Consider the following 22,033-nt stretch of genomic DNA (forward strand, 5'->3'; position numbering starts at 1 on the left):
TGAGGTGAAGTACACCTCAGCGCCTTTTCGTTTCGCTCGTGTGGCTGTTTTGCGGCCGCGCCAAGCGGCCACGGTTTACGCCTTCGGTTCCGGCGAACGCAGACGGATGTGCAGCTCGCGCAGCTGACGCTCGTCGACTTCGCTCGGCGCCTGCGTGAGCAGATCCTGCGCGCGTTGCGTCTTCGGGAATGCGATCACGTCGCGGATCGAGTCGGCGCCGGCCATCATCGTGACGATGCGGTCCAGACCGAACGCGATACCGCCGTGCGGCGGCGCGCCGTATTGCAGCGCGTCGAGCAGGAAGCCGAACTTGGCCTGCGCTTCTTCCGCGTTGATCTTCAGCGCGCGGAACACCTTGCTCTGCACTTCCTCACGATAGATACGCACCGAGCCGCCGCCGATTTCCCAGCCGTTCAGCACCATGTCGTAGGCCTTCGCGAGGCAGCGCGCCGGGTCCGTTTCGAGGTACTCGAGGTGCTCGTCCTTCGGGCTCGTGAACGGGTGATGCGCGGCGACGTAGCGGTTGTCTTCCTCGTCGTATTCGAACATCGGGAAGTCGACCACCCACAGCGGCTTCCAGCCGGACTCGACGAGACCGTTGGCCTTGCCGAATTCCGAATGACCGATCTTCAGGCGCAGGGCGCCGAGGCTGTCGTTGACGACCTTCGCGCGATCCGCCGCGAAGAAGATGATGTCGCCGTCTTGCGCGCCGGTGCGCTCGATGATCGCCTTCAGCGCTTCATCGTGCAGGTTCTTGACGATCGGGCTTTGCAGACCGTCACGGCCCTTCGCCGCTTCGTTGACCTTGATCCACGCGAGACCCTTCGCGCCGTAGATGCGCACGAATTCCGTATAGCTGTCGATGTCGCCACGCGACAGCTCGCCGCCCTTCGGCACGCGCAGCGCCGCGACGCGGCCGTCCTTCGTGTTGGCCGGCGTGCTGAACACCTTGAAGTCGACGTCGCGCATCGCATCGGTCAGTTCGGTGAATTCGAGCTTCACGCGCAGGTCCGGCTTGTCCGAACCGAAGCGGCGCATCGCTTCCGCGTATTCCATGACCGGGAATTTCTCGTCGAGCGCAACGCCGATCGTCGTCTTGAACACGTGACGGATCATCGCCTCGAATAGATCGCGGATTTCCTGTTCCGACAGGAACGAGGTTTCACAGTCGATCTGCGTGAATTCCGGCTGACGGTCGGCGCGCAGGTCTTCGTCGCGGAAGCACTTGGTGATCTGGTAGTAACGGTCGAAGTTCGCGACCATCAGCAGCTGTTTGAACAGCTGCGGCGACTGCGGCAGTGCGAAGAACTGGCCCGGGTTCGTACGCGACGGCACGAGGTAGTCGCGCGCGCCTTCCGGCGTGCTCTTGGTCAGCATCGGCGTTTCGATGTCGATGAAGCCCTGCTCGTCGAGGTACTTGCGCACTTCGATCGCGACGCGATAGCGCAGACGCAGGTTGTGCTGCATCTGCGGACGGCGCAGGTCGAGCACGCGGTGCGTGAGACGCGTGGTTTCCGACAGGTTGTCGTCGTCGAGCTGGAACGGCGGCGTGACCGACGCGTTCAGCACGATCAGCTCGTGGCACAGCACTTCGATCTTGCCGCTCTTCAGCGACGCGTTGGTCGTGCCTTCCGGACGGCCGCGCACGACGCCCTTGACCTGCACGCAGAACTCGTTGCGCACGCCTTCGGCGATCTTGAACATGTCCGCGCGATCCGGATCGCAGACGACCTGAACGAGCCCTTCGCGATCGCGCAGGTCGATGAAGATGACGCCGCCATGGTCGCGGCGGCGGCTTACCCAGCCGCACAGCGAGACGGATTGGCCCAGCAGTTCTTCGGTCACCAGACCGCAGTATTCAGATCTCATCGACATGATGTTTGTCTTTCGTTTTGCATTGGTTGAACGGCGCGCCGCAGACGATCCTGCATGAAGCGTTGCGCGCCGGCATTACAGCGGAGGCTCGACGGTGGTGCGGCGCACCGGCGCCGGCGGTGGCGCGGACGGCGCCACGACGCCCATCGAGACGATGTACTTGAGCGCAGCGTCGACGGTCATGTCGAGCTCGATCACTTCGCTTTTCGGCACCATCAGGAAGAAGCCGGACGTCGGGTTCGGCGTGGTCGGCACGTACACGCTGACGTAATCTTCCTTCAGGTGGTTGGCCACGTCGCCGCCCGGGATGCCGGTCAGAAACGCAATCGTATAGGAACCGCGGCGCGGGTACTCGATCAGCAGCGCCTTGCGGAATGCATTGCCGCTGCTCGACAGCAGCGTGTCGGACACCTGCTTGACGCTGGTGTAGAGCGGGCCGACCACCGGAATGTGCGCGACCAGCAGTTCCCACCACTTCACGAGCTTCTGCCCAATGAAGTTCTGCGTCAACAGCCCGACGACGAAGATGAACGCGAGCGTGAGCACCGCGCCGAGGCCCGGCAAGCGATAGCCGATCGCGCGTTCCGGCTGCCACGAGGTAGGCAGCAGCAACAGCGTCTGGTCCATCGTGCCGATGATCAGACCGAGCACCCACAGTGTGATAGCCAGAGGCACCAGCACCAGCAGGCCGGTCAGAAACACCGATTTGAGCGTGAATTTCTTCGTCGTCATGTGTACCGCCAGAAAGCTGCGCGGGCCGAAGCCCATGCGCGGTAGATACGCCGCCCGCGCGGGGCGGCGGTCCCACTAGGCGCTGCCGGAACCGCTCGGGCTTGCGGCGGCCGCCGCTGCGGCGGGGGCCGCGGGCGCGGCCGGGGCAGCCTGTTCAGCCGGGGCTGCGGCCGCGGACGGCTCGGACTTCGCTTCCGACGTGGCCGGCGCGCTCGCGCCGCCGCTGCCGCCGCGGAAATCTGTCACGTACCAGCCGGAACCCTTCAACTGGAAGCCGGCGGCGGTGAGTTGCTTGCTAAATGTGTCTTTCCCGCACTCGGGGCACTGCGTCAACTGGGGGTCGCTCATCTTCTGGAGCACGTCCTTCCCAAAGCCGCATGACCCGCAACGATAAGCGTAGATCGGCATGATCCTTTCCTACTCCAAATCCCTACTGAAATCTTGTAAACGCTTGCAAAGCCTTGAATTATAGCCGCAAACGATGTCCGTTCCCCGGATTTCGGGTGGCGGACGCGTGATGCGCCCGCCACCGCGCAAGATGGGGGCGTCCCGCGAAGCTCTCAAGAGCGGCGCGTGGGGCTAGCCGCGACGCCGCCAGGTGAGCCAGCGCTCGTGTCCGGCGAACACGGCGATCGAGTCGTCGACCGCTTCGTCTTCGATCAGCTCGAAATGTGGCGTGAACAGCGCATCGAGCTCATCGCGTGCGATGCCGAACGGCGGCCCCTTCGGCGTCGCGCCGATAAAAAAGTACCCCGCGAGCAACCCGCCGGGCGGCAGCAGTTCGGCCATACGTTGCGCGTAGTCGGCGCGGCGCGTCGGCGGCAGCGCGCAGAAGAACGCGCGCTCATAGATCCATCCGGGCGTGAACGGCGGCGCATAGGTGAAAAAGTCCGCCTGCTCGACCAGCGATGCGTGCTGCGTGCCGAGTTGCTCGCGGGCCGCCGCGACGGCGGCGGCCGAGAAGTCGATCGCGCGCACCGGGTTGCCCTGACGGGCGAGCCATACCGCTTCGTGGGCACTGCCGCAGCCTGGAATCAGCACGGCGGCGTTGCGGTGCCGTTCGGCAAACGCGCGAAACGCGGACGGCACGCCCGCCTGGTCCCACGGCGTGTAATGGCGCTCGAAACGTTCGTCCCAGAACTCCGGCGAGTTGGGATCGCGATTCGCGAAATCGGGCATGGGGGGTTGGGTCGGATCGCTCATCGGATGCCTCGTTCAGGTTTGCGCCCGGTCGTCACCGCCAGCCGCGGCCGACACTGCCGCTGAAACACAGTGCGGCCAATGGGCCGCCAGCCGCGCTCAACCGCCGTAAGCGAGCGCCAGGAACGCCCGTGCCAGCATCGCGCCGACGCCGACCGCCACGCCGAACAGCAGCAGGCCTTGCAGCAGACGGTTGGTGCGCTTCTGCTCAAGCAGTATCTGGCGAATCACGTCGTCGTTCGCGCCGCCCACCAGATGATGGCGTTCGGCCAGCATGTTGTGAACGAGGCGCGGCAACTGCGGCAGCGTCTTGCTCCACTGCGGCGCCTCGATCTTCAGGCGTTCATACCAGCCGCGCAAGCCGATCTGCTCGTTCATCCAGCGCTCGAGGTAAGGCTTCGCGGTCTTCCAGAGATCCAGTTCGGGATCGAGCGAACGGCCGAGGCCTTCCACGTTCAGCATCGTCTTTTGCAGCAACACGAGCTGCGGCTGGATCTCGACGTTAAAGCGCCGCGACGTCGAGAACAGGCGCATCAGCACCTGGCCGAGCGAAATGTCCTTCAGCGCGCGATCGAAGTACGGTTCGCAGACCGCGCGGATCGCGCTTTCGAGTTCCTCGACACGCGTGGTCGGCGGCACCCAACCCGACTCCAGATGCAGCGTCGCGACGCGATGGTAGTCGCGCTTGAAGAACGCGAGGAAGTTTTGCGCGAGGTAGTTTTTATCGAAGTCCGACAGCGCGCCGATGATGCCGAAGTCGAGCGCGATATAGCGGCCGAAGTGCGCGGGATCGAGGCTCACCTGGATGTTGCCGGGGTGCATGTCGGCGTGGAAAAAGCCGTCGCGGAACACCTGCGTGAAGAAAATCTCGACGCCCTCGCGCGCGAGCTTGGGGATATCGACGCCCGCCGCGCGCAACGTATCGACCTGGCTGATCGGCACGCCGACCATGCGCTCCATCACGAGCACCGTGGGCGTGCAGAATTCCCAGTACATCTCGGGCACGAGCAGCAGGTCGAGCCCCTGGAAGTTGCGCCGCAGCTGGCTACCGTTGGCGGCCTCGCGCATCAGGTCGAGTTCGTCGTGCAGGTACTTGTCGAATTCGGCGACCACTTCGCGCGGCTTCAGGCGTTTGCCATCGGCCCACAGACGCTCGGCCCACACGGCGATGTCGCGCAACAGCGCAAGGTCGGAATCGATCACCGGCAGCATGTTGGGGCGCAGCACTTTCACCGCGACCGCCTTGCCTGCGTGCTGGCCGGCCTTCACCGTCGCGAAGTGGACCTGCGCGATCGACGCGCTCGCGACCGGCACCCGCTCGAAATCGTCGAACAACACGTCGACCGGCGCGCCGAGCGACTTCTCGACGAGTGCGATCGCGACCGCCGAATCGAACGGCGGCACCTGGTCCTGCAGCTTCGCGAGTTCGTTGGCGATATCGACCGGCAGCAGATCGCGGCGGGTCGACAGCACCTGCCCGAACTTGACGAAGATCGGCCCGAGGCTTTCGAGCGCGAGCCGCAGACGCACGCCCGGCGGCGCATCGAACTTACGACCGAGCGTCGTGATACGCAACAGCAGACGCACGCGCCGATCGTTGATGCGGCTCAACATCATTTCGTCGAGGCCGAAGCGGATGACCGTGAAAAAAATCTTGAGAAAACGCAGAAAACGCATGGCTGGGCCCGTTGACTAGCGCGTGCCGCGCGACGTGGCGGCGCCGCCCGACGCTTGCGCGCCGCGGGCTTCGACCTTCTGTTCGAGACGCTCGATGCGCTTTTCGACGCGAGCGAGCGAATCACGCGCGCGCGCCAGCTCGACATTGAAGTCCGCGAGCGCGGTGCGGCGCACCAGCTGCGGATTCTCGTCGAGCAGATATTCGGCTGCCGTGTCGAGCAGGTTGCGGCCGGTGCGTTGCACATGCTCGCCGACCGAACGCACGAGCGACGTAATGCGCCACGCGGGCCCATCGCCGATCAGCTTCGCGAGATCTTCCTCCGGCTCCCAGCGCAGATGCTCGGCGAGCTTCGCGATCACGGTCGCGAACTCGGCGTCGCCCTCGATCTTCACGTGCTTCATCACCGCGGCCTGGCCACCTTGCAGGAAGGCCGGCAGTGCGTCCGATGGCACCGAGATCGTCACGTCGAACTGGTGCGCATCGGCTTCGTCGAGCGTGCCGAGATAGCCGTCGGGCTGCACGAACAGTGCAAGCACCACCGGTGGACATGACAGGCGTGCGGTCTTGCCCGCGTACGGGGCGAGGCGCTCGCGGGCCCACGATTCGCGGGCGAGCAGGTGATTGACAGCGGCAGCGAAGGGCTTGGCGGCGAGGGTCATCGAAGGTGGCAAGAAAAAACCCGCGCGAGCGAGGTGCTTGCGCGGGCTCCCATTGTAACGTCCGTTCGCTTCGCGGCCTGCTATACCGAACGGCCTAAGCGATGCGCGAGGCGAGGAATCGCTGTGCCGTGGTCGGCTTTTTGCGAGGCAAACGCGACTCGACGCTTCGGCATGTCAGTGTTGCTCGACCTGCTGGATGCCGGCAAGCAGCCAGCCTTCGCCGGCGCGGTTCGCCTTCGTCAGATTCCAGACTTCGACGAACGGCTCGGCCGCCGCGCCCGGCGCCTCGCGGATCAAACCGGAGAAGCGCACGCTCGCGAAGTATTCGGTCGCGCGCTCCTCGACGCCGAGCAGCTCGGCGTTCAACTGCACGACGTCGGTCTGGTTCGGCTGCGTGCCGCGCGCGGTGAGATCGACGCGCACTTCGGCGAACATTTCCGGTGTCGTGAATTCGCGGATGTCATCGATGTTGCCGACGTCCCACGCGGCCTGCAGGCGCACGAAGTACACCTTCGCGTTACGCAGAAACGCTTCGGAATCGAAGCCGGCCGGCACTGACGGCGTCGCGCCGAGCGATGGCGTGGTCAACGGGTTGCCTTGCGGTTCGAGGTACGAGCCGGTCGGCGGCGCGGTGTAACGCGGCTCCTGAATATAGTCGGTGCCTTTGGTGTTCAGCGACGGCGCCGTGCCCGCGTAAGCCGGTTGCGCCGCATCGCGCTTGCGACCGGTGAAGCGGCGGATCAGCCAGATCACGACCATCGCGATCAACGCAATCACGATCACGTTGGCGAACATGCCGGCGAACGCCTCGCCGAGCCCGAAATGCGACAACAACGCGGCGATGCCGAGACCGGCCGCGAGACCGGCGATCGGGCCGAGCCAGCGATTGCGGTTCGGCGCGGCGGGCGGCGTGGGCTTGGTTGCGGGAGCCGCCGGTTGGGCGCTCCGCTGCGTGGCCTGATTGTTCTGCGCCGGCTGGGACGGCGGCGGCGTCTGGCGCTGCTGCTGCAGACTGTTCGACTGACGGCCGAAGCTGCGGCCTCCGCCCATGCGGCGTGCTTCGGCGTCGAGAGAGGCAAGCGTGCCGACCGTCAGCAGACCGACCATCGCGATCAGTCCGATTCTTCTCGCCAGCGACCCCTTAACCTTACGAGCAGATAACAAATTCGAATCGGACATTTCGCACTTTCCTTTAAAAATCGATGGGTTAGAGGACCCTAGTATTTGGTCCCCACATGCAACGCTACCACGCCAGCTGACAAATTGTAATATTTGACGCCGTCGAGACCAGCTTGTTCCATCATAGTTTTCAAAGTTTCCTGGTCAGGATGCATGCGGATCGATTCCGCCAGGTACTGGTAGCTTTCCGCGTCCTTGGCGAAGCGCTCGCCGAGCCACGGCAACACCTTGAACGAATACAGATCGTAGACCTTCTTCAGCGGGTCCCATACCTTCGAGAACTCGAGCACGAGCAGCCGCCCGGCCGGTTTCAGCACACGCCGCATCTCGGCGAGCGCGATGTCTTTATGCGTCATGTTGCGCAAACCGAACGCGACCGTCACAACGTCGAAATAGTTATCCGGAAACGGGATTTTTTCGGCATCGCAAAGCAGCGTCGGCGTAATGATGCCTTTGTCGAGCAGCCGGTCGCGGCCGACGCGCAGCATCGATTCATTGATGTCGGTATGCCAGACCTCGCCCGTCTCACCCGCCTGTTTGGCGAACGCTTTCGACAGATCGCCCGTGCCGCCCGCGATGTCGAGCACCTTGTAGCCCGGCCGCACGTTCGCCTGGGCGATCGTGAACACCTTCCACGCCCGGTGCAATCCGCCCGACATCAGGTCGTTCATCAGGTCGTAGTTGGCGGCCACCGAGTGGAACACCCCCGCCACTTTCTGCGCCTTGTCCTGTTCGTCGACCGATTGAAAGCCGAAGTGGGTTTTGCTCATCGCGCTCGTCCTTTCGCGTGTTCTTGAATGTTGCGCCGCTCGAGCGGCGTTCGGGAGCGAATCGTATCAGTGACAGTGCCCGTGCGCAGCAGCGGCGGGCACCATCGGCGTGTCGCGGTCGATGCCGGCCGCTGCCAGTTTGGCGAGATACGCGCGCCAGAGTTCATCCTGACGCACGGCCATGTCGTACAGCAGGTCCCACGAGTAGATACCGGTGGAGTGTCCATCGGAGAAAGTCGGCTGCAGCGCGTAATTGCCGACGCCTTCGATCATCGTGATCGTCACGTCGCGCTTGCCCGTCTGCAGCGTTTCCTGGCCGGGCCCGTGGCCCTGCACTTCCGCCGACGGCGAATACACGCGCAGCAGTTCGAACGGCAGCCGGTACGCTTCGCCGTTCGCGTACTGCAGTTCGAGCACGCGCGACTTAGAATGCACGACCACGCCGGTCGGCACCGGCGTCTCGGGAGTCAATCCGCTCATGTTGGCCTCATCAGATAACGGCGGGTGATAACGACGCATCGGCCGCCCTGCGCACCGACCGACGCCCGGCGGTGCGCGGCGGCGGATTCAGCGATGCTCAGCCCAGCGCCTGTTCGATTTCCTGCCGCACGGCTTCGCGCAGCAGCGTGGCGTGCGCCCGACGCGACGACAGCATCGCTTCGGACACCGTGCGCTGGCGCGGCGCCCAGATCGGCAGGGGGAAATGCGCGTCGTTCGAGAAACGCGGAATCACGTGCCAGTGCATGTGCGGCACCTGGTTGCCGAGGCTCGCGAGATTGACCTTCGCCGGCTGCATCACGCGCCGCTGCGCACGCTCGACCGCGTAGACGACCTTCATCACGTGATCGCGCTCGTCGGCGGAAAGATCCGAAAACTCGGCTACGTGAGCATTCCAGATGACCCGGCAAAAGCCCGGGTAGTCGTGTTCGTCGGCGAGGACGACTCGCAACGCGTCGTCCTGCCATAGCACATCGCCGCCGTCTTCACGGCAAAAAACGCAGTCCATCGTCGTCCTCGGCAAATATCGTCGGTCGTGCCATTAAACCAGCACGCGCTCGATTCCGCCATTGTTCGCCCGTTGTACGTAGTCCGCCATCCAGTTTTCGCCGAGCACGTGACGTGCCATCTCGACCACGATGTAATCGGCCTCGGTACCCGCGTCTTCGTTGTAGCGCGACAGCCCTTGCAGGCACGACGGGCAGCTCGTGAGGATCTTGACGTCGGTCGAACCCGCGGTGCCGTTACCCGGCTGCGGACCGTCGCCGGCCTTCAGCACCGAACCGTTCGGCGCACCGGCGGATCCGGCCGATGCATTGGCCGGATTGATCGCGTTCGCGCCCGCTTCGGCAACGAGCGGGATGCCGCGCAGTTTCGCCGCGCCCTTGCGGATTTCCTCTTCCTTGCGGAAGCGCACCTGGGTCGAGATGTCGGGACGCGTGACCGCGAGCGTGCCCGACTCGCCGCAGCAGCGGTCGTTCTTCTCGATCTTGTAGCCGTCCTGCTCCGAACCCATCAGCTGGTTGACGAGCTTGACCGGGTCCATCGTCTTGATCGGCGAGTGGCACGGGTCGTGGTACATGTAGCGCACGCCGTTCACGCCATCGAGCTTGATGCCTTTTTCCAGCAGGTACTCGTGGATGTCGATGATCCGGCAGCCGGGGAAGATCTTTTCGAATTCGTAACCGGCGAGCTGGTCGTAGCACGTGCCGCACGACACCACCACCGTCTTGATGTCGAGGTAGTTCAGCGTATTGGCGACGCGGTGGAACAGCACGCGGTTGTCGGTGACGATCTGCTCGGCCTTGTCGTACTGGCCCGAGCCGCGCTGCGGATAGCCGCAGCACAGGTAGCCCGGCGGCAGCACGGTCTGCACGCCCGCCTCCCACAGCATGGCCTGGGTCGCGAGACCGACCTGCGAGAACAGCCGCTCGGAGCCGCAGCCCGGGAAGTAGAACACCGCTTCCGTATCGACGGTGGTCGTCTTCGGATTGCGGATGATCGGGACGATCTTGTTGTCCTCGATATCGAGCAACGCGCGCGCGGTCTTCTTCGGCAGGTTGCCCGGCATCTTCTTGTTCATGAAGTGGATCACCTGCTGCGTGACCGCCGGCTTGCCGACCGTGGCGGGCGGATGCGCGGTCTGCTTCTTCGTGAACTTCTTCAACACCTCGTTGCCGAGGCGTTGCGCCTTGTAGCCGACGCCCATCATCGCGGTGCGCGCGAGGTTGATGGTCTGCGGATTCGTCGCGTTCAGGAAGAACATGCCCGCCGCGTTGCCCGGGTTGAACTTCTTCTTGCCCATCTTGCGCAACAGGTTGCGCATGTTCATCGACACGTCGCCGAAGTCGATCTTCACCGGGCACGGCGTCACGCACTTGTGGCAGACAGTGCAGTGATCGGCGACGTCGTTGAACTCGTCCCAGTGCTTGATCGACACGCCGCGGCGCGTCTGCTCTTCGTACAGGAATGCCTCGACCAGCAAAGAGGTGGCGAGAATCTTGTTGCGCGGGCTGTACAGCAGGTTCGCGCGCGGCACGTGCGTCGCGCAGACCGGCTTGCACTTGCCGCAACGCAGGCAGTCCTTGATCGACTCGGAAATCGCGCCGATATCGGACTGCTGCATGATCAGCGACTCGTAGCCCATCAGGCCGAAGCTCGGCGTGTACGCGTTGCGCAGGTCCGCGCCTTCGAGCAGCTTGCCCGCGTTGAAGCGGCCGTGCGGATCGACACGCTGCTTGTACTTGCGGAATTCGCCGATCTCGTCGTCGGTCAGGAATTCGAGCTTGGTAATCCCGATGCCGTGCTCGCCGGAGATCACGCCGTCAAGCGAACGCGCGAGCTTCATGATGCGCGCGACCGCGGTGTGCGCGTCCTGCAGCATCTCGTAGTTGTCGGAGTTGACCGGGATGTTCGTGTGCACGTTGCCGTCGCCCGCGTGCATGTGCAGCGCAACGAACACGCGGCCGCGCAGCACCTGCTTGTGGATCGCCTGGGCTTCGTCGAGGATCGGCTTGAACTCGCCGCCGTTGAAAATCTGCCGCAATTCGGCGCGGATTTCCTGCTTCCACGACACGCGGATCGTGCGGTCCTGCGCGAGGTGGAAGACGGCTGCGTCCGGTTGCGCGTCGACGCGATCGGCGAACTTCTCGGCGAGCGATTCGTAGCCGAGGCCGACCAGATAGTGCTGCGCCTCGCGCAGCGACAAGTCGAGCTTGTCGCGCACGAATTCCCAGCGCGTGCGCACACGCGCGAGCAGATCGAGCGCCTGCTGCACGCGGTCTTCGAGCAGCTCGGCGCTCGGGATTTCGTTCGCGTCGTCGCTCTTGCCGAGCGGCAGCTTGCCGCCCTTGAAGAACGCTTCGAGCGCGTCGACCAGTTGCAGCTTGTTCTTCAGCGACAGCTCGATGTTGATGCGCTCGATGCCGTCCGTGTACTCGCCCATGCGGTCGAGCGGAATCACGACGTCTTCGTTGATCTTGAACGCGTTGGTGTGCTTCGCGATCGCGGCGGTGCGGCTGCGGTCGAGCCAGAAGCGCTTGCGGGCTTCGGCGCTCACCGCGACGAAACCTTCGCCGCTCTTGCCGTTGGCCATGCGCACGACTTCGGACGTAGCCTGCGCGACCGCATCCGCATCGTCACCGACAATATCGCCGATCAGCACCATCTTCGGAAACGCGTTGCGCTTGCTCTTGGTCGCATAGCCGACCGCGCGCAGATAGCGCTCGTCGAGATGCTCGAGGCCCGCGAGAATCGCGCCGCCCTGGCGCGACGTTTCGAACAGGTAGTCCTTGATTTCGACGATGCTCGGAATCGCCTCGCGCGCCTGGCCGAAGAACTCGAGACAGACGGTGCGTGTATGCGCGGGCATCTTGTGCAGCACCCAGCGCGCCGACGTGATGAGACCGTCGCAACCTTCCTTCTGCACGCCCGGCAGCCCGGCGAGGAATTTGTCGGTGACGTCCTTGCCGAGGCCTTCCTTGCGAAATACGCGGCCCTTGATGTCGAGCGATTCGGTGCGCAGCAGCTTCTCGCCCGGCGCGTAGTTGCCGTCGAACCACTTGAGCTCGAAACGCGCGACTTCGATGTCGTGGATCTTGCCCATGTTGTGCTCGAGACGCGTGACTTCGAGCCAGTTCCCTTCCGGGTCGACCATGCGCCACCACGCGAGGTTATCGAGCGCCGTGCCCCACAGCACCGCCTTCTTGCCGCCCGCGTTCATCGCGACGTTGCCGCCGACGCAGGACGCGTCGAGCGAGGTCGGGTCGACCGCGAACACGAAGCCGGCCTGCTCGGCCGCTTCGGTCACGCGCCGCGTGACGACGCCCGCGCCCGAGAAAATCGTCGCGACCTTGCGATCGACGCCCGGCAGCTGGGTCATTTCGACCGGGCCGAGCTGCTCGAGCTTTTCGGTGTTGATGACGGCCGAGAACGGCGTGAGCGGCACCGCGCCGCCCGTGTAGCCGGTGCCGCCGCCGCGCGGAATCACGGTCAGGCCGAGTTCGAAGCAGGCCTTGATCATGCCGGCGATTTCGGCCTCGGAGTCCGGCGTCAGCACGACGAACGGATATTCGACGCGCCAGTCGGTCGCGTCGGTCACGTGCGAGACGCGCGACAGGCCGTCGAACTTGATGTTGTCTTTCTGCGTGACCTTGCCGAGCACGCGCGTGGTGCGGCGGCGCAGGTCGTAGGTCTGCTGGAATTCGCTGGCGAATTGGTCGATCGCGCGGCGCGCGGCCTGCACGAGCTTTTCGACGCGCGCGGCGCGCTCGACGCCGGCTTCGTCGCCGTGCTCGCGCAGATCGGCGCGGCGGCGCTTCTCGATTTCGGCGAGGCGGTGATTGAGCGCCTCGATCAGCAGCGCGCGGCGCTTCGGATTGTCGAGCAGGTCATCCTGCAGATACGGATTGCGGCGCACGACCCAGATATCGCCGAGCACTTCATACAGCATGCGCGCCGAGCGGCCGGTGCGGCGTTCGGCGCGCAGTTCGGCGAGCGCGTCCCAGGCATCGTTGCCGAGCAGGCGGATGACGATTTCGCGGTCGGAGAACGACGTGTAGTTGTAGGGAATTTCGCGCAGACGCGCTTCGGGATCGGCGGCCACCGCAGCGGCGGCGCCGTGCGGATCGAAAACTTGAGGTGCGTTCATGTTTGGACGACTCGGTAGGTCGGCCTGGCGCGCTCGTCACGAGGCGTCGGCCGACAATGCGCGTGGGGCGCAATGCTTGAAATCTTCTAGGGCTTCCAGGGGAGCGAAAACGACCGGCGGCCAACTCACGGCGGTCGCTTCGCGGCACTCAGAGACAGCTACACGATCGCGCGTGGCGGACATGCCGCTCCGCCGCGGGGCAGGATTCGCGCGGAACGGGCATTAAATGGGCGATCCGAGGCTGCCAGTGCATCTTCCGATCCTTATTCCAAAATGGAATTCTACCGCATCATCCCGCCACGCGTTGACGGCGGGAACCTGGGCGGTGACGGTGCTTCGGGGGATTTGGCGGCGAATCCCGCGGCGTTTCGCATGCGACCCCATTGACCGGCCGGACGGTTTGGCAAACTTCGCTTTGCAGTGCCGAAACGGCCCCACCAAGGGCGTGCCACCCCTCCCCGCCGCGCGCGGAACGGCCAGAGCGGGCACCGTTGGCGCTATCATTGACGTTTTCCCGTCTCACATAGCGCACCGCGCGACCCGCATGGCTTCCCACGACTACCTGAAAAAGACCCTGACCGCGCGCGTCTACGACGTGGCGCGCGAGACCGAACTCGAACGCGCGCCGAACCTGTCGGCACGGCTGCGCAATCCGGTCTATCTGAAGCGCGAGGACAACCAGCCGGTGTTCTCGTTCAAGCTGCGCGGCGCGTACAACAAGATGGCGCATATTCCGGCCGAAGCGCTCAGTCGCGGCGTGATCACCGCATCGGCGGGCAATCATGCGCAGGGCGTCGCGTTGTCGGCCGCACGCATGGGCGTGAAAGCGATCATCGTCGTGCCGGTGACGACGCCGCAGGTCAAGGTCGACGCGATCCGCACGCACGGCGGGCCGACCGTCGAGGTCGTGCAGTTCGGCGAATCGTATAGCGATGCCTATGGTCACGCGGTCAAGCTGCAGGAAGAACGCGGCCTGACCTTCGTGCATCCGTTCGATGATCCGTACGTGATCGCCGGCCAGGGCACCGTCGCGATGGAAATTTTGAGCCAGCACCAGGGGCCGATTCACGCGATCTTCGTGCCGATCGGCGGCGGCGGGCTCGCGGCCGGTGTCGCGGCATACGTGAAATCGGTGCGCCCGGAGATCAGGGTGATCGGCGTGCAGACCGATGATTCGTGCGCGATGGCCGCCTCGCTGAAGGCGGGCGAGCGCGTGACGCTGAACGAAGTGGGCCTGTTCTCCGACGGCACCGCGGTGAAGCTCGTCGGCGAGGAAACCTTCCGTCTGTGCAGCGAATATCTCGACGAAGTGCTGCTCGTGAACACCGATGCGCTGTGCGCGGCGATCAAGGACGTGTTCCAGGACACGCGCAGCGTGCTCGAACCGGCAGGTTCATTGGCGGTGGCGGGCGCGAAGCAGTACGCCGAACGGGAAGGCATCGAGAACCAGACGCTGATCGCGATCACGTCGGGCGCGAACATGAACTTCGACCGCATGCGCTTCGTCGCCGAACGCGCGGAAGTGGGCGAAGCACGTGAAGCCGTTTTCGCGGTGACGATCCCCGAAGAGCGCGGCAGCTTCAGGCGCTTCTGCGAGCTGGTCGGCACGCGCAGCGTCACCGAATTCAACTACCGGATCGCCGACGCGAACTCCGCGCATATCTTCGTCGGCGTGCAGATCCGCAATCGCAGCGAACCGGCGCAGATCGCCGGCGCATTCGAAGCGCACGGCTTCGCCACGGTCGATCTGACCTTCGACGAACTGTCGAAGCAGCACATCCGCTATATGGTTGGCGGCCGTTCGCCGCTCGCACGCGACGAGCGTCTGTTCCGCTTCGAGTTTCCCGAGCGTCCGGGTGCGTTGATGAAATTCCTGTCGTCGATGGCGCCGAACTGGAACATCAGCCTGTTCCACTATCGCAACCAGGGTGCGGACTACAGCTCGATCTTGGTCGGCATTCAGGTGCCCGAGAGCGACCATGCAGCGTTCGAGCGCTTCATCGAAACGCTCGGCTATCCGTGCTGGGAAGAAACGAAAAACCCGGTCTATCGCCTCTTCCTCGCTTGATCTCTTCGGACCGGAACTCACCGATGGCGCTTTCGCTTGTCGACAAACTGGTGGTCGCAATCTCGTCGCGCGCGCTGTTCGACTTCGAGGAAGAGAACCGCGTCTACGAGGCCGGCGACCTGAAGGCCTACGAAGCGTTGCAGCGCGAGCGCCTGAACGTGCCCGCGAAACCGGGCGTCGCCTTTCCTTTGATCCGCAAGCTGCTCGCGCTGAACGCCGCCGGCGGTCATCGCGTCGAAGTGGTGATCCTGTCGCGCAGCGATCCGATCAGCGGCCTGCGCGCGTTTCATTCGTGCCGCGAACACGGGCTCGCGATCGAGCGCGGCGTGTTCACGCGCGGCCGCGCACCGTTCGGTTATCTGAAGCCGCTGAGCGCGTCGCTGTTTCTGTCGGCGAATCAGCAGGACGTGCGCGATGCACTCGCCGCTGGGTTCCCTGCCGCACGCGTGTTGCCGGAATCGGCGAAAATGGCGAGCAAGTACCCGGACGAAATCCGCATTGCGTTCGACGGCGACGCGGTCTTGTTTTCCGACGAAGCGGAGCGCATCTTCCAGAAGGACGGCCTGCGTGCGTTCGTCGGTCACGAGATCGACAACAAGCATCTGCCGCTCGCGGACGGACCGCTCAAGCCGCTGCTCGAAGCACTGCACCGGTTGCAAAAACTCGCGGACGCGGCCGCGCCGATGCGCATTCGCACGGCACTGGTAACAGCACGCTCGGCCCCCGCGCATGAGCGCGCGATCCGCACCCTGATGGCGTGGAACATCGAAATCGACGAAGCGATGTTCCTCGGCGGCCTCGATAAAAGCGCATTTTTGCGCGAGTTCGAGCCCGACTTTTTCTTCGACGACCAGATCGGCCACTGCGAATCGGCCCGCGTCGTAACGGCGACCGGGCACGTGCTGAGTGGCATCGTGAACGCATCATGACACCCGAACAATCTCCGCTCGGCAAGTCCTCGACTTACACCGAACAATACGATCCGACGCTGCTGTTTCCGATTGCGCGCAGCCATGCGCGCGAGACGATCGGCATTACCGCGCGACTGCCGTTTTTCGGCACCGACATCTGGAACGCCTACGAGCTGTCGTGGCTCAACGCGCGCGGCAAACCGCAAATCGCGGTCGCCACGTTCTTCGTACCGGCCGACTCGCCGAACATCGTCGAATCGAAATCGTTCAAGCTGTACCTGGGCTCGTTCGCGCAGACCGCCTTCGAATCGACCGAGGCCGTGCGCGACACGATCAGGCGCGACGTGTCCGCGTCGTGCGGCGCGACCGTGTCGGTGCATCTGTACACGCCGCACGAATTCGGCAAGCTGAAAATGGAAGAATTCGGCGGCCTGTCGCTCGATCGGCTCGAACTCGAGGCGAGCGTCTATCAGCCGGATGCGTCGCTCCTGAGCGCGGCGCACGGCGAGGCGCCGGTCGAGGAAACGCTGTTCTCTAACCTGCTGAAGTCGAACTGCCCGGTGACCGGCCAGCCGGACTGGGGCAGCGTGCAGATCCACTATGCCGGGCCGCAGATCGATCACGCGGGTCTGTTGCGCTACATCATCTCGTACCGTAATCACACCGGCTTTCACGAGCAATGCGTCGAGCGGATCTTCGTCGACATCATGAAGATGTGCAAACCGCTGAAGCTCGCGGTCTATGCGCGCTACACGCGCCGCGGCGGGCTCGACATCAACCCGTTCCGCACCAACTACAACCTGCCGATGCCGGACAACATGCGGCTTGCGCGGCAGTAACGGTAAGCACCGCGGCAAACGCAACGAGGGCGCCGCAGGCCATCACAGCCTGCGGCGCCCTCATCACATCGAAGCCGTCAAAGCGCTCAGGCCGCCGGCTTCTTGTAAGCGACGCAATCCACCTCGACCTTGCAGTCGATCACCATCGACGACACCACGCACGCGCGCGCCGGCGGATTCTCGCCAAAATACTCGCGAAACACCTTGTTGAACGACGCGAAGTCGCGCGGATCGTCGAGCCACACGCCGCAACGCACGACGTGCTCGGCGCCGTAGCCCGCTTCCTTCAGGATCGCGAACACGTTCTGGATCGCTTTGTGCGATTGCTCGACGATGCCGCCGTTGATCACTTCGCCGTTTTCCATCGGCGTCTGGCCCGACACGAACAGCCAGCCGTCCGCTTCGACCGCGCGCGCGAACGGCATTACCTGACCGCCCGTTCCCTTTCCGCCTTCCACGCCATATCGCTTCATCGTCACACTCCTCAAAAAGTCGGGCACGTACGCGGCGCCCTCGCCGCGCGTGCCACCATCAATCGATAAAAATCAGAACGCGCCCTGAGCATCGCCCTTCGACGGCGCACCGCGCGTGACGAACCGGCCGGCCCGCTCGCCCGTCACCGCGCCGTCGCGATACGACAGCACGCCGTTGACCCACACCGCGTCGATGCCGGCAGCGGGCTGCTGCGGCTTGTCGAAGGTCGCCACGTCGTGCACTTTCGCCGGATCGAACAGCACGAGGTCGGCGTGATAGCCGATATGCACTTCGCCGCGCTGCGCGAGACCGAAGCGGCGCGCGGACAGGCTCGTCATCTTGCGCACCGCTTCCTCGAGCGGCAGCAGCGCGGCATCGCGCGCATAGTGGCCGAGCACGCGCGGAAACGCGCCCCACAGCCGCGGATGCGGCAGCGGATCGTTCGGCAAGCCGTCCGAGCCGACCATCGTCGCCGGATGCGACAGGATGCGCCGCACGTCGTCTTCGGACATGTTGTGATAGACCGCGCCCGCCGGCTGCAGGCGCTTGCCCGCTTCCTGCTGCGACACGCCCCATTCGGCGGCGACGTCCTTGATCAGCTTGCCCGCCATCTCGGGATGCGGCTCGGACCACGTGATCGTGATGTCGATGTCGCCCGTCACCTGCTTCAGATCGAGCGTCGACGAACTGCGGTTGTACGGATAGCAGTCGCAACCGACCGGCTGCCCGCCGCGCGCGCCTTCGAGCGATTTCAGCACCTCGACGCTGCGCCCCCAGTTCGACGGCCCCGCGCACTTCAGATGCGAGATCACGACCGGCACGCGCGCATGACGGCCGACGCGGTAGGCCTCGTCCATCGCGTCGAGAATCGCGTCGAACTCGGTGCGCATGTGGGTCGTGTACAGCGCGCCCGCGGCCGCGAGCGGCTCGGCGAGCGCCATCACTTCCTCGGTCGGCGCGGCGAATGCCGAGCCGTATGCGAGCCCCGAGCTGAGACCCAGCGCGCCGTGCGCGAGCGCTTCCTCGAGCTGCGCGCACATGCGCTCGATTTCCTCGGCGGTCGCCGCGCGATCGAGCCGGTCCATCTGGTTATTGCGCAACGCCGTGTGGCCGATCAGCGCGCCGACGTTCACCGCCGGCCGCGCGGCGTTCACCGCGCTCACGTAGTCGGCGAAGGTCGGATACTGGAACGCATCGCGCTCGCCGAGCAGGTTCATCGGATCGGGCGGATCGCCCTTCAGCGACACCGGCGACGCGCTGATGCCGCAATTGCCGACGATCACCGTCGTCACCCCTTGGGTGATCTTCGGCAGCATTTGCGGCGAGCGGATCACGTGTGTGTCGTCGTGCGTGTGCACGTCGATGAAGCCCGGCGCGAGCGCGCGCCCCTCGGCCTCGATCACCTCTTCGGCAAGCCAGTTCGACAGATTGCCGATCGCGGCGATGCGCCCGTCGCGGATCGCCACATCGCGCTCGACGGGCGGTGCGCCCGTGCCGTCATACAGTTGCGCGCCGACGATCAGCGTGTCGGCGGCTTCGGGATGCGAATGCATGGATCAATCTCCTAACGGTTGTCGATCGCCGCCGCCGCGGTGCGCGTCGAGCGCGTGCTTCATGCGGCGCAGCAATTCGCGGCTCTCGTCGCCCTGGCTGACGGCAAGTTCGGTGACGAGCACATCAAGCGCCATCATCATCGCGTAACGGGATGACGACGGCTTGTAAATGAAGTCGGTTTCGAACGCGACGATCGGGATCAGCCAGTCGGCGAGCTTCGCCAGCGGCGACGCGGGCGCGGTCACCGCGACCACCGTCGCGCCATAGCTGCGCGCGATCTTGCAGTTCTCGACCATCTCCGGCACGCGCCCCGTGGTGGACAGCGCGATCACCACGCAGTCGCGCGACACCGTGCTCGCGACCATGCGCTGCAACAGCCCGTCCTGATAGGTCGCGACCGGGCGGCCGAGGCGCACGAGCCTGAAACGCATTTCGTCGGCGAGCGCGGTCGAACCGCCGCCCATGCCGAACACGTAGGTCATGCGCGCATTGCGCAGCGCGGCCGCCGCTTCGGCGAGCGGCGCCTGGCGCAGCAGTTGGTGATTGTGCGCGAGCGCGGTTTGCAGTTCGTCGAACACGCGCGTGGCGATCGGCTCGGGTGCGTCACTTGCTGCGTCGCGCTCGAGAAAACGCTGACCGACCGCGGCCGCCTGCGCGAGCCGCAGCTTCAGCTCGCGCACGTCGCGGCAGCCGACCGCCTTCGCGAAACGCGTGACGGTCGCGATGCTGACCTCGGCCTGCTGCGCGAGGGCGCCGATGCTCGCGCGCGACGCGCCGGTCAGATCGTCGAGAATCAGCGCGGCGACCTTGCGTTCGGCCGAGCGCAACTCCGGCGCGCATTCGGCGATGCGCGCGACGATGTCGAAAGCGAGCGGTTCGGCGCTACTGTTCATGGCGGGCGATGGGGTTCGCGGCACGGCTTTCGCGCCCCTTTCCGGCGGCCTTCGAAACCCGTGGTACTAAATAACATTTCTCCGGACATCGTACTTTCGGTAACATGGTAAAGTCAAATTTGATTCAATTTAACCGGACGATGGAGCACGGAGACATGAAAGTTACAAACTATCAGGGCGCGACGATTGATCCTTATAGCAAGGGCTTGGGCATGGTTCCGGGCACGAGCGTCCAGCTGAAGGACGCTGCGCGCCTCGAGTGGAACCTGCTTGCCGAGGACGTCAGCCTGCCGGCCGCCGTGCTGTACGAGGACCGCGTCGAGCACAACCTGAAGTGGATGCAGGCGTTCGTCGCCGAATACGGCGTCAAGCTCGCGCCGCACGGTAAGACCACGATGGCGCCGCAACTGTTTCGCCGTCAGCTCGAAACCGGCGCGTGGGGCATCACGCTCGCCACCGCTCATCAGGTGCGCGCGGCGTATCACGGCGGTGTGTCGCGCGTCCTGATGGCGAATCAGCTGGTCGGCCGCCACAACATGATGATGATCGCCGAGTTGCTCAGCGATCCGGATTTCGAATTCTTCTGCCTCGTCGATTCGGCCGAAGGTGTCGAGCAACTCGGCGAATTCTTTACCTCGGTGAAGAAGCCGCTGCAGGTGCTACTCGAACTCGGCGTGCCGGGCGGGCGCACCGGCGTGCGCGATGAAGCGCAGCGCAACGCGGTGCTGGACGCGATCGCGCGCTATCCGGACGTGCTGAAGCTCGCGGGCGTCGAACTGTACGAGGGCGTGCTGAAGGAAGAACCCGAGGTGCGCGCGTTCCTGCAAGGCGCGGTTGCGGTCACGCGCGAGCTCGTCGAGCAGGGGCGTTTCGCGCGCTCGCCGGCGGTGCTATCGGGCGCGGGATCGGCGTGGTACGACGTGGTCGCCGAAGAGTTCGCGCAGGCGACGCAAACCGGCAAGGTCGAGGTCGTGCTGCGGCCCGGCTGCTACCTGACGCATGACGTCGGCATCTATCGCAAGGCGCAGACCGACATCTTCAAGCGCAATCCGGTCGCGAAGAAAATGGGCGAAGGCTTGCTGCCGGCGCTGCAATTGTGGGCGTACGTGCAGTCGATTCCCGAGCCGGATCGCGCGATCATCGGCCTCGGCAAACGCGACTCCGCGTTCGACGCGGGCATGCCGGAGCCGGCGCGCCACTATCGTCCGGGCCAGCAAGCGCCGCGCGACATCGCAGCGAGCGAGGGCTGGGAAATCTTCGGTCTGATGGATCAGCACGCGTATCTGCGCATTCCCCCGGGCGCCGATCTGAAAGTGGGCGACATGATCGCGTTCGACATCTCGCATCCGTGCCTGACGTTCGACAAGTGGAAGCAGGTGCTGCTGGTCGATCCACAGTATCGCGTGAAGGAAGTGATCGAGACGTTTTTCTGATTGGATTGGAGTGGATTGCGCCGCGCTGAAGCGCGGGCTTTTCGACGATAGAAAAAAGGCTGTGAGCCCAAGGGCGCACAGCCTTTTTTTGTCGTCGCACGCGGAGAAGAAATCACACGCGCTGTGCCGCCTCGTCGCCGGCGGTTTCCTGGGCTGCTCCAGCGGCGCCGGCCGCTGCGCTCGCATTGGCCGCCACTTCGCCGATGCGCGTCTCCAGCATTTTCAGCGCGCTCGACAACGCCGCGAGCGCCTCATCCGGCAACCCGGCCATCGTGTCGTGCAAGAACGCCTGGCGACGCGGCAGGCTCGCTTCGGTCGCGTCGCGACCCGCCTCGGTCAGGCGCACGTTGGTCACGCGGTTATCGCGCGCGTCCATGCTGCGCGCGATCCAGCCCAGGCTTTCGAGCGCCTTCAACTGCCGCGTCAGCGCGCCCGGATCGACGCGCAGCCGCTCGACGAGCCGCTTCTGCGACGACTCGCCGGCCTGCTCGTGCAGCGCGAGCAGAATGCGCCAGCGTGGCAGCGGATGACCCACCTGGGTCTCGAATGCCGACATGAAGGCCCGATACGTGCGACCAAATTGCTGCATGACGGCGACGCGGTCCTGTTCTTCCATAATCTG

Annotated in this window: 19 protein-coding genes; 4 read left to right on the forward strand and 15 right to left on the reverse strand. The window is 64.8% G+C overall.

Features of this window, described 5'->3' with window-relative positions:
* Positions 1 to 75: 75 nt before the first annotated feature.
* The 11 genes from aspS to ACLFKU_RS03300 form a co-directional block, all read right to left on the reverse strand.
* Positions 76 to 1,875 (reverse strand): aspartate--tRNA ligase, encoded by a 1,800-nt coding sequence (gene aspS / locus ACLFKU_RS03250; protein ID WP_176109570.1) that lies wholly within the window; start codon positions 1,873 to 1,875, stop codon positions 76 to 78.
* 75 nt (positions 1,876 to 1,950) lie between these two features.
* The gene (locus ACLFKU_RS03255; protein WP_026228003.1) at positions 1,951 to 2,607 is read right to left on the reverse strand and encodes a DUF502 domain-containing protein; all 657 of its coding nucleotides are present in this window, start codon (positions 2,605 to 2,607) and stop codon (positions 1,951 to 1,953) included.
* A gap of 75 nt (positions 2,608 to 2,682) precedes the next feature.
* On the reverse strand, positions 2,683 to 3,015 hold the full coding sequence (locus ACLFKU_RS03260; RefSeq protein WP_368584480.1) for an FmdB family zinc ribbon protein: 333 nt from the start codon (positions 3,013 to 3,015) through the stop codon (positions 2,683 to 2,685).
* 171 nt (positions 3,016 to 3,186) lie between these two features.
* Complete coding sequence (locus ACLFKU_RS03265) at positions 3,187 to 3,810, reverse strand: methyltransferase domain-containing protein (RefSeq protein WP_410848157.1); 624 nt, start codon at positions 3,808 to 3,810, stop codon at positions 3,187 to 3,189.
* A gap of 96 nt (positions 3,811 to 3,906) precedes the next feature.
* Positions 3,907 to 5,484, reverse strand: coding sequence for a ubiquinone biosynthesis regulatory protein kinase UbiB (gene ubiB, locus ACLFKU_RS03270; protein WP_410848158.1), 1,578 nt, complete (start codon positions 5,482 to 5,484; stop codon positions 3,907 to 3,909).
* Positions 5,485 to 5,499: 15 nt separating this feature from the next.
* A complete protein-coding gene (locus tag ACLFKU_RS03275) occupies positions 5,500 to 6,144 on the reverse strand; it encodes an SCP2 domain-containing protein (RefSeq protein WP_410848159.1) in 645 nt (214 codons plus the stop codon).
* Positions 6,145 to 6,318: 174 nt separating this feature from the next.
* Positions 6,319 to 7,323, reverse strand: a complete 1,005-nt coding sequence (locus ACLFKU_RS03280) for a TIM44-like domain-containing protein (protein WP_410848160.1) — start codon at positions 7,321 to 7,323, stop codon at positions 6,319 to 6,321.
* Positions 7,324 to 7,361: 38 nt separating this feature from the next.
* Entirely contained in the window at positions 7,362 to 8,093 is a 732-nt protein-coding gene (gene ubiE, locus ACLFKU_RS03285; RefSeq protein WP_176122425.1) for a bifunctional demethylmenaquinone methyltransferase/2-methoxy-6-polyprenyl-1,4-benzoquinol methylase UbiE, read from the reverse strand.
* Between the two features lie 66 nt (positions 8,094 to 8,159).
* A complete protein-coding gene (locus ACLFKU_RS03290; protein ID WP_013088372.1) occupies positions 8,160 to 8,573 on the reverse strand; it encodes a gamma-butyrobetaine hydroxylase-like domain-containing protein in 414 nt (137 codons plus the stop codon).
* A 97-nt stretch (positions 8,574 to 8,670) separates the two neighbouring features.
* Entirely contained in the window at positions 8,671 to 9,099 is a 429-nt protein-coding gene (locus ACLFKU_RS03295; protein ID WP_368584476.1) for an HIT family protein, read from the reverse strand.
* 33 nt (positions 9,100 to 9,132) lie between these two features.
* Positions 9,133 to 13,239: a DUF3683 domain-containing protein gene (locus ACLFKU_RS03300; protein ID WP_410848161.1), complete on the reverse strand. Its 4,107-nt coding sequence runs from the start codon at positions 13,237 to 13,239 to the stop codon at positions 9,133 to 9,135.
* A gap of 523 nt (positions 13,240 to 13,762) precedes the next feature.
* Between ACLFKU_RS03300 and ilvA the strand changes: the two genes are divergently transcribed.
* From ilvA to queF, 3 genes are read left to right on the forward strand one after another with little or no spacing between them, the layout of a single operon-like run.
* On the forward strand, positions 13,763 to 15,307 hold the full coding sequence (gene ilvA, locus ACLFKU_RS03305; RefSeq protein WP_410848265.1) for a threonine ammonia-lyase, biosynthetic: 1,545 nt from the start codon (positions 13,763 to 13,765) through the stop codon (positions 15,305 to 15,307).
* A gap of 23 nt (positions 15,308 to 15,330) precedes the next feature.
* Positions 15,331 to 16,236 carry a 5'-nucleotidase gene (locus ACLFKU_RS03310; protein ID WP_368584473.1) on the forward strand — a complete coding sequence of 302 codons (906 nt, stop codon included), beginning with the start codon at positions 15,331 to 15,333 and terminating at the stop codon, positions 16,234 to 16,236.
* Positions 16,233 to 17,057 carry an NADPH-dependent 7-cyano-7-deazaguanine reductase QueF gene (gene queF / locus ACLFKU_RS03315; protein ID WP_410848162.1) on the forward strand — a complete coding sequence of 275 codons (825 nt, stop codon included), beginning with the start codon at positions 16,233 to 16,235 and terminating at the stop codon, positions 17,055 to 17,057. Before ACLFKU_RS03310 ends, queF begins: the two co-directional genes overlap by 4 nt.
* 86 nt (positions 17,058 to 17,143) lie before the next feature.
* Here the strand turns inward: queF and ACLFKU_RS03320 are convergent, their stop codons facing one another.
* The 3 genes from ACLFKU_RS03320 to ACLFKU_RS03330 all read right to left on the reverse strand — a co-directional run bounded on the left by ACLFKU_RS03320 (position 17,144) and on the right by ACLFKU_RS03330 (position 19,978).
* Positions 17,144 to 17,530: a RidA family protein gene (locus tag ACLFKU_RS03320; RefSeq protein ID WP_008923846.1), complete on the reverse strand. Its 387-nt coding sequence runs from the start codon at positions 17,528 to 17,530 to the stop codon at positions 17,144 to 17,146.
* Between the two features lie 72 nt (positions 17,531 to 17,602).
* Positions 17,603 to 19,084: an N-acyl-D-amino-acid deacylase family protein gene (locus ACLFKU_RS03325; protein WP_368584471.1), complete on the reverse strand. Its 1,482-nt coding sequence runs from the start codon at positions 19,082 to 19,084 to the stop codon at positions 17,603 to 17,605.
* Between the two features lie 3 nt (positions 19,085 to 19,087).
* Positions 19,088 to 19,978, reverse strand: coding sequence for a MurR/RpiR family transcriptional regulator (locus tag ACLFKU_RS03330; protein WP_368584470.1), 891 nt, complete (start codon positions 19,976 to 19,978; stop codon positions 19,088 to 19,090).
* 155 nt (positions 19,979 to 20,133) lie between these two features.
* Between ACLFKU_RS03330 and ACLFKU_RS03335 the strand changes: the two genes are divergently transcribed.
* On the forward strand, positions 20,134 to 21,411 hold the full coding sequence (locus ACLFKU_RS03335; protein ID WP_368584469.1) for an amino acid deaminase: 1,278 nt from the start codon (positions 20,134 to 20,136) through the stop codon (positions 21,409 to 21,411).
* A 112-nt stretch (positions 21,412 to 21,523) separates the two neighbouring features.
* On the opposite strand, the gene ACLFKU_RS03340 is transcribed toward ACLFKU_RS03335, so the two are convergent.
* A complete protein-coding gene (locus ACLFKU_RS03340) occupies positions 21,524 to 22,027 on the reverse strand; it encodes a MarR family winged helix-turn-helix transcriptional regulator (RefSeq protein WP_176125033.1) in 504 nt (167 codons plus the stop codon).
* Positions 22,028 to 22,033 lie beyond the last annotated feature (6 nt).

It is taken from the genome of Paraburkholderia sp. EG304 (genome assembly GCF_046543485.1).
GTDB lineage: Bacteria > Pseudomonadota > Gammaproteobacteria > Burkholderiales > Burkholderiaceae > Paraburkholderia > Paraburkholderia youngii.